The sequence below is a fragment of the Acidimicrobiales bacterium genome (assembly GCA_040219515.1).
GTDB lineage: Bacteria > Actinomycetota > Acidimicrobiia > Acidimicrobiales > Aldehydirespiratoraceae > JAJRXC01.
This window is the reverse complement of record JAVJSI010000018.1, coordinates 257,923-271,144: the sequence shown is the minus strand read 5'-3', so window position 1 is coordinate 271,144 and position 13,222 is coordinate 257,923. Positions and strand designations below refer to the sequence as shown.

Genomic DNA, 13,222 nt, shown 5'->3' with positions numbered 1-13,222 from the left:
GAGGAACAGGGCAGGTATCTCACTGGTGGGCGGACGAGGGACGCCAGACTGACGGCCATGACCGGCTCGACTCGCGCAGCGCTCACCGTACTCCTGTCGACTTTCGATGGGGAGCGTCACCTCGGCGAGCAGTTGGACTCCCTGAGGGCGCAATCGTTCGACGACTGGACGTTGCTGTGTCGGGACGACGGCTCGACCGACGGCACCCGCGCGCTGCTGGCCGCCCACGCGGCGGCCGACGACCGCGTCCGCATCGTCGACGACGATCGGGGGCGATTGGGTCCGGCCGGGTCGTTCCTCGCGCTTCTCGCCCGGGTCGAGACCGACACCTTCGCATTCTGTGATCAGGACGACATCTGGGAGCCCCACAAGCTTGCGTGGTCGCTGGACGAACTCGCCGCCGCCCGCAGTCCGATCGCGGCGGTCTACACCGACGCGTTCGTGGCCGACGCCGCGGGAACCGTCGTGGGCGCGTCGGCCCTGCACGATCGCGGTGTGCGTCGGACTCCCGAGTTCGGGGAGCTGTTGATGATCAACGCGGCGATCGGGGCGACCATGGTCGGCACCCGCGCGCTGGCGGACGCCGTCGTCGCTCTCGACCACGACACGACGATGCACGACTGGTGGACGGCACTCGTCGCCGGCTACGCGGGCGAGCTCCGGCTCCTGCGCGCACCGACCATGAGTTGGCGGCGGCATCCGGCCACGGCGACCGGCGGCGCCGGCGCCACCGGCTCGATCGGCCGAACGCGACGAAACGACTACGTAGAGTGGTCCATCGCTGCCGCGACGATCCTGTCGGAGAGTGACCTCCCTCCGGCCAACGATGAAGTGTCACGGGCTGTGGACGCTCTGCGTGACCTCGGTGCGTCGGGATTCACCCTCCGAAACTCGCTGACGGCCGATCGTCGCGGGGCTCGCGCGTGGCCGCTCCGTCGCCGGTTGGCTGCGCACTGGGCGGTCGCCCGTCATCGGTGAAGTGGGAGGGACATTTTTCCCCAGCTCTTGCGCATCTCACGAACAGTGGCCACACTCAGTGTGAATCATGGCACAGCAACCACTCACCACCGATCGTCGTGGAGCCGCCGAAAGGGCGCCGCTCCGGCTCGACGGGTTGGCGCGGACCCGCACGAAGTACGAGCGTTTCGTCAAGCGTCCGGTCGATCTCGTGGGCGGCGTCGTGCTGTTGCTGGTCTTCTCACCGCTGCTCATCATCCTCGCCATCGCCGTGGCCATCGCTCTCGGCCGGCCGGTGATCTTCCCCCAGCGGCGGCTCACCCGGGGTGCGGTGCCGTTCACGATGTACAAGTTCCGGTCGATGAAGCCGGAGGAGCCGTGGGACGAGTCCGTCCTCGGCCCCCGGCCGCACCATGCGCCCGAAGACGACCCGCGCCACACCAGGTTCGGTCGCCTGATCCGGCGCCTCTCACTCGATGAGCTTCCTCAGCTCATCAATGTCATCCGCGGCGAGATGAGCCTCATCGGCCCGCGACCGGAGATGCCGCAGGTGGCGGCCGAGCACGACATCGTCCACCACCCCCGTCACCTGGTGCGGCCGGGAATGACCGGCGAATGGCAGGTGTCGGAGCTGCGGGCCGGGTTCGTGCACATGAGCGTGCATCTCGATGCGCTCTACGTCGGCGACCTCACCTTCCGTCGTGACGTCGGCATCGCGCTGCGCACCGTCGGGCTCTTCCTCGGCGTCGGTCCTCGTTCGGCTCCCACGTCATCCGAGGCAGCCGACGAATCGATCGACCCGATCGATCTCGAGCCCCGGCCCTTGCGGGTCCTCCATGTGCTCGAACCCGAGTTCTCGGGCGTGCCCGCCTACGTCCACCAGTTGGGGCAGGAACTCGCCGCCCGCGGCCTCGATCAGGTCGTCCTCACCTGTGACCGACAGACGTGGGACTTCTCGTCCTGGGCCGAGAGGGTGGTGCAGGTGCCGTGGCGCCGGCGCCCCCGCTCCGTCGTGGAGGTGGGTCGGGCGATCCGGCACACCGTGGCCGATGCCGACATCGATCTCGTGCACGCGCACGCCACCTTCGCCGGCTTCTCCTCACGAGTGCGGTCGATCGACGTGCCGGTGCTGTATCAGCCCCATGGCTGGGGTCACCTCTCCACCCGACACCCGCTCGCCCGCACGGTTGCTCGCTCGGTCGAACGCGTCCTCGACTCACGCGCCGACATGTTGATGGTGCTCAGCGACCAGGAGGCCGCCGACGCCCCGAAGCAGCGAGCCACCGAACGAGTGCGTCCCATCGTCGACCTGACCGGATTCGAGCCGCTGTCGGTTGCCGCCCGCAACCGGGCCCGTCTCGAGTTCGGTTGGCCGGTCACCGAACGCGTCTTGTTGTGTGTCGGCGAGCTCAGCCATCGCAAGAACCAGATCGCCCTCCTGCGGGCCTGGGGCAACCTCGACGTCGAGGGTCATCGGCTGGTCCTGGTCGGCGACGGCACGATGCGCGCCGGGGTCGAGGAGCTGGCCACCGACGGCGTCGAACTGCTCGGGTGGCGCGACGACGTGCATCGGTTGATGGCCGCGGCCGACGCGCTGGTCGTTCCCTCGCTCGGCGAGGGCTTCAGCCTCGTCATCCTCGAGGCGCTGGCCTCGGGCATTCCCGTGTTCACTACCCCTGTCGGTGGATCCGAGATCGTGCTCGGCGACGACGGCGCGGTCCGCGCCGACGCCGAAGGGGTGCTGCGGGCCGCCCTCGGTTCATCGCAGCTCAACCAGCCGCTCGCAGCCCGGATCGAACGGTCGGCCCGCCACGTGCAGGCGGCCTCGGTCGAGACAGTGGCCGAGACGTTCATCGAGCTCTACATGGCTGCGGTCGGTCGGCCGGGCGTCATCGAGTCGGAAGTCGCCGAGGAGACCGTCGGCGACATCCTCCAGCTCTCCTAGTTGCATGCGCGTCCTCGTCACGGGTGGTCTGGGCTATATCGGCGGTGAGGTCGTCCGGCGGCTGCTGCAGCGCGGCGACGAGGTGAGCGTCATCGACCTGGCGCGACGGCCGGCCACGGCGCCGCCGCCGCCGCACGACAACATGACGGTGCATTTCGCGAACATCACGAAACCCGAGAAGATCCGCCCACTCTTCGACGATGTGGACGCGGTCGTCCACGCCGCCGGGATCCACCATGCCGACGAGGTCGCCCGCCAGCCGAATCGCCATGTCAACGTGAACGTCGGCGGCACGCTCAACGTGCTGCGGGCCGCGGAACAGGCCGGTGTCAGGCGGGTGGTGCAACTGTCGAGCGCGAAGGTCTACGGCCAGACGGAGGTGGCATCGACCGAGAGTGATCTCGTCCGGCCCACCGATGAGTACGCGCTCGGGAAGTGCGTCGCCGAGGCCTACTGCGCGCACTTCGCGGCGAACACCACGCTCGAAGTGACCTCACTTCGCCCGTTCTCGGTCTACGGGCCGGGGATGGACCTTCGCACAGGCTACTGCGGGGCGCTACTCGATGCGGTCGTGACCGGCGCCCCGGCGGTACTCTCGGGGACGCCGGACTTCTCGCGTGACTTCGTCCATCTCGACACGGTGGCCGACGTCATCGTGGCTGCGAGCACCTCTGCGGTGCCGCCTCCACTGCTCCTGAACGTAGGCAGTGGCCGGTCCACCACGTTGAGCGAACTCGTCGAGGTGTTCGACGACCTCACGTGCCGGCGGTTGGCTGCAACGTATTCGACCCCGCGGGGAGGTACCTTGGAACGAACATTGGCCGATATTTCACTGATGAATGACGTTGCATGCCCCGAGATCCCAGATCTGCGAACCGGAGTAGAGGCGATGATCCGCTCTCACTTCACCAACCGGTAGACCCGCACACGCCGGTCGCGCTGGTCCTTGCCGCGGGCACCGGCTCCCGGGTGGGTGCCGATCGGCCGAAGCAGCTCCTCGAACTCCTCGGCCGACCGGTGGTGATCCACGCGCTCGAGCAGCACCACCGCATGGGCCACCATGTCGTGGTCGTCGTCTCCGACGGCACCAAGGGACCGATCGTCGAGATGATCGACGAACATCTCCCCGACGCCGACATCCAGATCGCCATGGGTGGCGACACGCGGCGGGCCTCGGTCATCGCCGGGGTCGAAGCGATCCCCGACGAGACCGACCCCACGACCGGTGTGATCCTGCGCAACGCAGCATCGCCCAACACGCCCGACTCGTTGATCGAGGGGTGTCTCGAGAGCGTGAAGCAGCACGACGGTGTCCAAGCCTTCGTGCGGAGCAACGAGACCACCTTCATCCGGGCCAACGACAACCTGGATTGGCTCATCGCCCGCGACATCACCGGGTTCACCGCTGATCCCACCGTGTATCGGCGTGAACTGATGGAGAGCGTGGCCCAGGAAATGAGGGTCGGCGATCTCGGGGAGACCACGCTCGACATCGCCCGGCGGCTGCACGCCAACATCGGACTCGTCGAGAGTCCGCGGTCGAACTTCAAGCTCACGACCGCCGGCGACCTCCACCGGCTCGAAGTGGCGATGACCGACCCGGCGGCCTACGACTGATCGGCCCGCGCCGCGGCGTCGGGCGGTGGCGGCAGCGTCTCGTGGAGCCCGGCCGCCTCGCCGTCGGCGACATACTCGTAGCGATACGGAAGGTTGGGATCCTGCCGCCCGTGGACGAGCGTCTCGAGCACGGCGTCGACCACGCGAGCCGATGCGTGCCCCGGCCGGTAGGTGTGGAAGTGGTCGCGGATCTGCTCGTATCGGGCCCGGTAGGCGTCGATCACTCCGCGACGAGACGCCCGCAGTGCCTCGGACAGGGTTGCCGCGTCGTGACATATCGGGCCGACCGCGATCTCCTCGAGGGTGAACATGAGGGGTCGCGCCGCCTCGAACGCTGCGCTGTCGGGCGCGTAGTAGATGATCGGGCGATCCAGCAGCATGAAGTCGAACGGTGCACTGGAGAAGTCGCTGATCATTCCGTCGGCGTGGGGATACAGACGCGATGGATCGACCGTCGGATCGACGATGCGCAGATTCTCGGCACGTTGCGCCCGCTCGATGCCGAGCACCCCACGAGTGGCGTCGACGAAGTGCAGCTTCACGGCAATCGTGACCCCGGCTCGACCGGCGGCCTCGTCGAGGGACTCCCAGTCGAAGCCCTGGCGGCCGAGTCCCTCGCGAAATGTCGGTAGATAGAGGAATACGGGCCGATCGACCGGAATCGGCTCGCCCTGGGTGGGGATCGCCGCCCGATCCTGGGGCGGCACGGGGACCAACTCGTCGTGTCGGGCGAAGCCGGTGATCCGGATGCGATCAGGTGGCACCCCGAACAACTCTCTGCCCTGATCGGCATGCGCCGGGGAGCACGACATCAGGAGATCGGGCGTGGGCACGTGCCAGGGGAGCAGGAGGCGCCAGAACGCCCGCTGCAACGGGCGCCCGTGGAAGAGTTTGTAGAGACGGTGGTCGGGCGCGTCGATGGCCCGCTCGATCTTCTTCATCCCGATGCCGTGGCGCAGGTGGACGAGGAGGGCCCCGCGGGAGAGCCAGAAGTTGATGTCCTTCGGGAGTGAGTCGTAGATGTAGATGCCGGCGCGTGCGGCGAACCACATGCCGGGAGGGGACCACGTCGTGTAGCACCGGTGGCCATCGCTGCGGAGCTGTCGGCGAATCTCGCGTTCGTTGGTGATCCACGCGGTGCGGACACCCTCGATGGGATTCAGGGCCACGTGGAGGAAGACTGCACCGGCGTTGTCGCCGAAGCGATGGCCGTCCCAGCAGCCGAATGCCCACTGGTCGCGGCGCCGAGGGATCAATCCGACCAATGCGTAGCCGAGGAACTGGACGGGCCGCAGCAGGGTGAGGAGCGCGCGTTGAGCGAGTGACCGTGTCATTGCCGCGGTCAACCCGTCGAAAGGGTCCCGTAGCTCACCTGAACAACCTCTGCGCCTCTCTGTCGATGGAACGCCAGTGCACCCAACCGAGTGTGTGGAGTCCCAGCTTGGTCGCCGCCGCCCGGATACCTTCACGTTGCGGTTCGCGCTGGCGGAGTTCCTTGTGGCCGCGAAGCGCCCGTTGTACCTCGTCGAGCGTGGTCATCGGGGCGACAGGCTCGGAGACGCCGCGGAGGATCCGTCGTTCTGGTGCGATCAGGTGCAGTCCGGGACGGGCGACCCAGCGAGAGAGCAGTCCGGCTGCGACGACGAGCGCCGCCGCATCATGAAGGGTCGTCTCGACCGTGGGTCCGAAGTCGAACACCCACAGGCGTCCGTCGGGCGACCACCCGATGTTCTTGGGATCGAGGCCCTTCCACACCAGCACTCGTTCGGGGTCGTCGTCGACCGCTCGGGCGCGAAGGATGGCGGCCATTGCATCGCCCACGCGCGTCGCAGCGTCGCTGCGTGTGGCGTCGCGTCTGGTCATCGAGTCGATCGTCGTCATCTCGATATAGGGAAACACCATGAACAGGCGCTGTTCATCACGCAACACCGGCCGCAAGACGGAGACGCCGGCCAGGTCGTCGCCCAGCGACTCGACGGTGTGGCGGTCGCCCTCGAAGCCGCGTCGGTGCCATTTGCCGACCCGATCGACGAACTGCTTCAGGAAGTACTGCTCGGTGTCGGTGGACACCTTGGCCACTCGCGACCAGTTCCGCTGAGTGACGCGTCCGACACGCGCAACTCCGAGAGGGCCCAGATCGATCGAATCGCCTCTGTTGATCGGCCTGTGGGGGGCTGCACCCATCGGCTGCCGGTGATCGCTCATCTGGAACAACAACCCCCGGACTGGGAAGGCTACGGACAGGTACAGTACGGACAAGAAAAAGTACGGACAGAGTGGGAAGGCTACGGAGTGTAGGGTGCCGCCCGCTGGTGGTCGAAATGCGGTCGGCGGGACGATAGCCCTCGGGATCGGCCCGCGCCGCGTTCCGGGGCCGGCTCGCTTTCCTGGGAATGGGCAAAACGCCCCCTGTTAGTAGGTTTCCACAGGCTGGTATCCTTCGGCGGCGAGGCGACGCGATCGAACTCATAGGAGCCCGAGTGCCTGAATCGAATATCGAAGAGCTGGCGTTGGGTGACTACCTGGCGTTGTTCCGGCGTCGGTGGCGCTGGGTGGTCGGCACAATGCTCGTCATCGTCGGTATCGTGGCGGTGGCCACCCTGATGCGCGACAAGGTCTACGCGTCGTCGTCATCGGTCCTGATTCTCACCGACGCCAACGAGGCGCTCTTCAACCAGACCAGCGATGACCTCAAGCGTCAACCGCTGGCCGAACTCGCCTATGTCGGCAGCGATCGCTACCTCAGGGCAGTCGAGGAAGCGGCGGGATTCGAGGTGGAGGTCGACGGCTCCGTGAGGACCCAGGCGCCCGACCAGGACATCGAGGATGCGTCGGTCCTTCTCCTCGAGGTGGAGGCGGATTCGGCGGAGAAGGCGCAGCAGGGGGCGACAGCCGCGGCCGAGGTCTATCTCGCCGAACGCACTGCCGAGTTCCGCCGCTCCTTCGAGAGCCAACAGGAGGCGCTCACCACGCGCCGGGACCGGCTGGTTCAGGAACGGTCCGAGGTCAACGCCGAGATCGAGGATGCCCGAAGTCGCCGCGAAGCGGCGACCGGTGCTCTCGAACAGCTCGCGCTCGACTCCGAGTATCAGCTTCTCGTCGCGGAGCGGCAGCCGCTTCTCAACAGCCTCAGCACCCAGATCGGCGAGGCCGAGCTCGAGTTGGGCCGTGTGTCCCGAGTCCTGGGTGTTCTCGACCAGCCCGAATCGATAGGACGGGTCAGCGTCAACGCCCGGCTTCCGGCCGATCCGGTCTCACCCGATCTGCCCGTCGCCATCATGTTCGCGATCTTGGCGAGCCTCATTCTGGGCGCCGTCCTCGCCGTGGTCCGTGAGTTCCTCGACAGGCACCCCTTCGACGGTGCAGAGCTTTCCCGGCTGGTCGACACGCCGGTGATGGCGACAATCGGGGAGATCCGCAGGGATCGCGCGGCCCCTGGCCGTGTCCGACGGTTTCGCGACCTCTCACCCGCTGAACTCAGCGGCTACCACGTACTGCTCAACAGCCTTTGGCTCAGCAATGTCTCGGAGCCGCTCCAGAGCATCGTCTTCAGCTCGGACCGGGCAGGCGTGGGCAAAACGCAGACCGTGGTCAACCTCGCGCAAGCCGAAGCGTCCCGAGGCACCCGGGTACTGCTCATCGATGCCGACTTCGCCAACCCGTCGGTGGTCGACCGGCTGGAGCTCGACCACCCCAGCCTGACCCTCAGCGATCTGCTGGCGGGGACCGCCTCGGTCGAAGAGGTCGCGATCTCGACCGACCTCCCCACCCTGCAGGTCGTCGACTGCGAGCAGTCGGAGTCCGCCAGCGACCTGCTGCGTTCCGACCGGTTCGGTCTCATGCTCGGACAGCTGCGCAGCGTCTACGATCTGATCGTCATCGATGCCACACCAACGCTCGGCGCGTCCGATTCCCGGCTGGTCGCGCACCACGCCGACACCGTCGTAGTCGTCTACGACCCCGCCTACTCTCGACGCGAGGAAGTACAACTCACGATCGACCTGCTCCGGAATTCGGGGGCCAATCTCGTCGGCCTGGTGGCCAACCGGACCCGGTCCTCGCATCCTGTCTATCTCGCCGGTCAGCCCCGGCGGGAGGGCGAACGAGCGCTGGCCTGACCAGGCTTCCGGACCGCGACATGCGTCGTGGTCTCGCGTGCGCGGACCGCGGCGCGGGGCTTCGCCAGAGAAGAATGGGCGTGGTACCGTCCGCAGCCTGATGCCAACGACGGAGCGACGATGGCAACCCGAATAGCAGTGACCTCCGGGTACTACTCACAGAACATCGGCAACGCTTTCTTCCAGCTCGGTGGTCGGGCGCTCATCGAGCGGGCTGCCCCCGAGGCCGACGTCTTCTTCGTCCCTGACAGTCCCGGCAACTGGACCCTGTGGCGAAAGTCCAGCGGTCGCCCTCGTGCCAGCCTCGACATCATCCAGTGGTACGACCCCGATCTCCTCGTGTTGCAGGGGCCAACGCTGCGTCGAGGATTCGACGAGATGTGGGCGAGCACGTTCGAGGAACTCAAGGCAAGGGGCACGCGGGTCCTTCTGTTGGGAATCGGACTGTTTCGCTTCGACTCTCACGAGCGGTCACTCGTTCGCGACCTCGCCGACTCAGGCCTCGTCGCTGGTGCCTGTGCTCGCGACGAGGTGACCCACCAGGTCCTCACCGACGCCGGGATCGAGTCGGTGTCGGGCCTCGACTCGGCGTTCTTTCTCCCGTGGGCATACCAGCCGAACTCGCTCGATGGCTCCCCGCACTACGTGGTCGTGAACTTCGACCGGTTCCCGGAGCCCCGTATCAGCGCTCGGACCGACGAACCATCGGCCGGTCTCGGGGCGACGTCGGCCGGCTATGCCCTCCCGGATGCCACGATCATGGTCCGGCCGGCGGCCCGGGTGCTGGGTCGCCTCGCGGGGTTCGGGCATGTCGCGAGCTACGCCGGCCAAGCGCTGCGCCGGCGTCGAACGAACGATTCTGTCGGTCCCTACACGATCGTCCGTACCTCGAACCGTGCGAACCCGCCGCTCCACCGGCTGAACTACCGCCATCCGAACTCGTTCGTGGCCGACGAGCCCTTCTCGTACCTCGACCTGCTGGCCAACGCCGAACTCGTGATGGCCGACCGCGTGCATTCGTGTGTGGCCGCCGCGGCCTACGGCCGCCCGTCCTGGTTCCTCGGCGACACGCCGCGGGCCGGGCTGCTCGATCAGGTCAACGCCGAGCCCCCGGTCGACGGAAAGCTGGTACCGAAACCGGGCTTGCTCGAGGAACGTCGCGAGACGCAGTGTGAATGGTTGCACCAGTTGCTGTCGGATCTCGCCGACTGAAGGGTGCACGCCCGGGGGAGCTGCGGGGGCGACACTCAATTGCACGCTGTTCGGGTCGATACTAGAGATGATCTTGCTCTGATCCGGAGGATGCGAGCCATTGGCCCCCAACAGCATCGTCACTGCCGCGGACGCCGCGCACCTGCTACGACGCGCCGGGTTCGGTGGTACGCCGGCCGAGATCGACGCGCTGACCGGACGGACGCGCCGCTCGTGCGTGGATGCCCTGATGGGGTTCACCGATTCGGATCCCGCACCTGAGGGTCCCGATGTCGGGGAACCCGCGTTCGTCACCCTGAGCGATCAGTGGAAGGCACAGTCCCAGGCCACCAACTGGTGGGTGGCACGGATGGCGAACCTGCCGAACCGTACGGTCCTGCCCTCGGCCGTCGGTGCCGTCGCGGCCCCGTCTGCGCTCCAAGAGAAGATGGTGCTTTTCTGGCACGGCCATTTCGCATGTGCACAGGACAAGGTCGGGGACTTCCCCGTCATGTGGGACCAGTTGCGAATGTTCCGACGAATGGGACTCGGGAACTTCAGCGCCCTCGTCAAGGCCGTCGCTGTCCATCCGGCGATGCTCGTCTATCTCGACAACGAGACCAACGTCGCCGGGCTGGTCCAGGAGAACTTCGCGCGAGAGCTCATGGAGCTCTACACCTGCGGCGTCGGCCACTACAGCGAGGACGACGTGGTTGCGATGGCCCGGGCATGGACCGGCCACAACACCGTCGGTTGGAACGGCTCGTTTCGCGACACGTCCTACGTCTACCGGCCGGAGATGCACGACCACGGCGACAAGCGACTCTTCGGTGTCACAGCGAACTGGAACGGCATCGCCCAGAACGCGGGCGAGAGGGACACCGTCGACGAGCTCGTCGACGGCTCACGACGTACCGCCACCGCCCGTCACATCGCCCGGAAACTGTTCCGATTCCTGGTCCACGACAGGCCGTCGGATGCCGTTGTGTCCGATCTGGCCGGCGCGTTCGTCGCGTCGGACATGCAGGTCGCAGCCTTGTTGCGGGCTGTTCTCCTGCACGACGAGTTCTGGAGGTCGACCACGCGCCATGCGCTCCCGAAGTCGCCGGCCGAGTACGTGGCCTCCGTCGTCAAGCGAACGGGAATCCCCGCCGCCACGATGGGATTGCGGTGGCGCATGATCCCCATGGGGCAGGTCCTGTTCGACCCGCCGGGCGTCGAGGGGTGGGGAGGTGGCGACACCTGGATCTCCACTTCCTCGCTGTGGGCGAGAGGCTCGCTCATGAACCAGGTGGTTCGTTGGGAGGCGGCTGATCGCGGGCTGCTCTCCGACATCGCGTCGCTCACTCCGGCCCAGGCCACACAGGCGATTCTCGATCTCTTCGGACTCGAGACCGTGAGCGCGAGCACTCGGCGTGAGATGGAGCGGTGGCACCGACGCGCCACCGAAATGGGCACGTGGCCCATGCCGATGCAGGGGTTCCTCCTGGGCGTGTTGTCACCGGAGTTCCAAGTCCAATGAGGCGACGATGATGGTCTCTTCCCAAAGCCGGCTCCTCCCGACGTCCGAGGCCTCGGGAATCGCGCGGCGCCGGTTCCTCCAGGGTGCTCTGGCCGCGGGCGGTGCCGCCGCGCTCGTGCCCGGATGGCTCGACGCCGCCGCGTCCGCCGCAGCACCCCTCCACCCCTCCGCTCGCCTGCTGGTCGTCGTGTACCTCAATGGCGGCAACGATCATCTGAACACGCTCGTTCCCGCAGAGGACGGCGCATACCACCGTCAGCGAGGGTCGATGGCGGTGAGCGTCGACGACTCGACCGCAATCGGGGAAGGGCTCTTCCTCAACCCGGTCATGCCCCGATTGAAGGCCCGCTATGACACCGGACGCGTGGCGTTCGTCCGGGGGGTCGGCGAGGCGTCCGACGATCGCAGCCATTTCACCTCGGCGGCCACCTGGATGAGCGGAAAGCCGGGGATGCTGAATCCGACCGGTTGGCTCGGGCGATTCGTGGATGGCGTCGACCGCGGCGGACTGCGGGCCGTGGCCATCGAGCGGACAGCTCCGCTCCTGGTCGTCGGGGACGCGAGCAAACCCACCGTCCTTCCACCCGAGGGCTCGCTGTTCGGTTCGGACCGCCACCTTCGTCACGAGCGATTCGTCCATGAGGCGCTCGCGGGCCTTGCCGGTGGCGGCCGCGACGTGAGTCCCGCCGTCGGTGCGTTCAGCGACATCTACAGCGCGGCCATCGACCGCGCCCTCGACGTAGGGCCGGCCTTCGGCGGCGCCCTGCCGGCCGAGGGATTCGCGCGCGAGATGTCCCTGGCCGCACGGGTGGCCAACCTCGATCTGGGTACGCAGATCATCACGACCACGCTGCGCGGGTTCGATCACCACGACGCCCAGCGGCCCGACCACGAACGGCTTCTCGGCGACCTCGACGCCGGGATCGAGGAGTTCTTCGCCGAGCTGTCGCCGGCGCTCGTGAGCCGCACCGCCATGCTCGTGTTCTCGGAGTTCGGTCGTCGCGTGGTCCCCAACGCCTCCGGCGGGACCGACCATGGCACGGCCGGCATGGTGATGATGATCGGCGAACGGGTCAAGGGTGGCCTGAAGGGCATCCAACCATCGATCACCGACCTCGACCGTCGGGGTGACATGAAGCATCACCTCGACTTCCGAGAGGTCCATGCCACCGTGTTGTCCGAGTGGTTGGAAGCCGATGACCGTGAGATCCTGGGCCAGAAGTTCGGGAAGCTCGATCTCTTTTCCGCTGGAGCGGGGTCCCCCGGGCAGTCGGGTCAGGGCGTGAGCCCAACCGGCCACGGCCCGCTCGTGTTCTCCGACGTGCCTGCCGACGCGTACTACGCACACGCAGTCGCGTGGCTGTCCGCCCGCGGAATCACCACCGGCACCGGGCCCGGGGTGTTCTCGCCCGACGCCGTTGTCACCCGCGGGCAGATGGTCACGTTCCTGTGGCGCTACCGCGGGTCGCCCACCGGGTCGCCGAACTCCGGATACTCCGATGTCGCTCGGTCGGCCTTCTACGCGAAGGCCGTCGATTGGGCGAAGGCGGAGGGGGTGACGACCGGTACCGGTGGGAACCGATTCTCTCCGGAAGATCCGGTCACCCGGGCCCAGGTCGCCACGTTCCTGTGGCGCTTCGAGGGTGCGCCCGGCGACGCGCGGCGGTCGGCCTTTCGCGACGTCCCCCGCGACCAGTACTACACCGAAGCAATCGACTGGCTCTCGGAGCGAAACATCACGACCGGGACCGGACCCGCGGCCTTCTCGCCGGAGGATCCGGTCACCCGGGGCCAGATGGCCACGTTCCTCTGGCGGCTGGCGGGAAGCCCCATGGTATGACGGCTACGGAGAAGGGCCCCCGAGGGGAGGCG

General features: G+C 67.4%; 10 protein-coding genes. 8 read left to right on the top strand and 2 right to left on the bottom strand.

The genetic code is table 11. The annotated features are described in order from the left end of the window. The first annotated feature begins 57 nt into the window (after positions 1 to 57). The 4 genes from RIB98_19545 to RIB98_19530 all read left to right on the top strand — a co-directional run bounded on the left by RIB98_19545 (position 58) and on the right by RIB98_19530 (position 4,519). Complete coding sequence (locus RIB98_19545) at positions 58 to 978, top strand: glycosyltransferase (GenBank protein ID MEQ8843178.1); 921 nt, start codon at positions 58 to 60, stop codon at positions 976 to 978. A gap of 67 nt (positions 979 to 1,045) precedes the next feature. Continuing rightward, a complete protein-coding gene (locus RIB98_19540) occupies positions 1,046 to 2,902 on the top strand; it encodes a sugar transferase (GenBank protein ID MEQ8843177.1) in 1,857 nt (618 codons plus the stop codon). Positions 2,903 to 2,906: 4 nt separating this feature from the next. Beyond that, entirely contained in the window at positions 2,907 to 3,821 is a 915-nt protein-coding gene (locus RIB98_19535; GenBank protein MEQ8843176.1) for an NAD-dependent epimerase/dehydratase family protein, read from the top strand. Beyond that, positions 3,752 to 4,519, top strand: a complete 768-nt coding sequence (locus RIB98_19530) for a 2-C-methyl-D-erythritol 4-phosphate cytidylyltransferase (GenBank protein ID MEQ8843175.1) — start codon at positions 3,752 to 3,754, stop codon at positions 4,517 to 4,519. Before RIB98_19535 ends, RIB98_19530 begins: the two co-directional genes overlap by 70 nt. Here the strand turns inward: RIB98_19530 and RIB98_19525 are convergent. Both RIB98_19525 and RIB98_19520 read right to left on the bottom strand, forming a co-directional pair. After that, positions 4,510 to 5,853, bottom strand: coding sequence for a CDP-glycerol glycerophosphotransferase family protein (locus RIB98_19525; protein ID MEQ8843174.1), 1,344 nt, complete (start codon positions 5,851 to 5,853; stop codon positions 4,510 to 4,512). The genes RIB98_19530 and RIB98_19525 overlap by 10 nt on opposite strands. A 34-nt stretch (positions 5,854 to 5,887) precedes the next feature. Next, positions 5,888 to 6,589, bottom strand: a complete 702-nt coding sequence (locus RIB98_19520; GenBank protein MEQ8843173.1) for a hypothetical protein — start codon at positions 6,587 to 6,589, stop codon at positions 5,888 to 5,890. 410 nt (positions 6,590 to 6,999) lie between these two features. On the opposite strand from RIB98_19520, the gene RIB98_19515 reads away from it, so the two are divergent. The 4 genes from RIB98_19515 (at position 7,000) to RIB98_19500 (ending at position 13,190) form a co-directional block, all read left to right on the top strand. Then, complete coding sequence (locus tag RIB98_19515; GenBank protein ID MEQ8843172.1) at positions 7,000 to 8,637, top strand: AAA family ATPase; 1,638 nt, start codon at positions 7,000 to 7,002, stop codon at positions 8,635 to 8,637. Between the two features lie 120 nt (positions 8,638 to 8,757). Beyond that, on the top strand, positions 8,758 to 9,849 hold the full coding sequence (locus RIB98_19510; GenBank protein MEQ8843171.1) for a polysaccharide pyruvyl transferase family protein: 1,092 nt from the start codon (positions 8,758 to 8,760) through the stop codon (positions 9,847 to 9,849). 100 nt (positions 9,850 to 9,949) lie between these two features. Next, positions 9,950 to 11,350 (top strand): DUF1800 domain-containing protein, encoded by a 1,401-nt coding sequence (locus tag RIB98_19505; GenBank protein MEQ8843170.1) that lies wholly within the window; start codon positions 9,950 to 9,952, stop codon positions 11,348 to 11,350. Positions 11,351 to 11,360: 10 nt separating this feature from the next. Next, positions 11,361 to 13,190, top strand: a complete 1,830-nt coding sequence (locus tag RIB98_19500; protein ID MEQ8843169.1) for an S-layer homology domain-containing protein — start codon at positions 11,361 to 11,363, stop codon at positions 13,188 to 13,190. Positions 13,191 to 13,222: the final 32 nt, after the last annotated feature.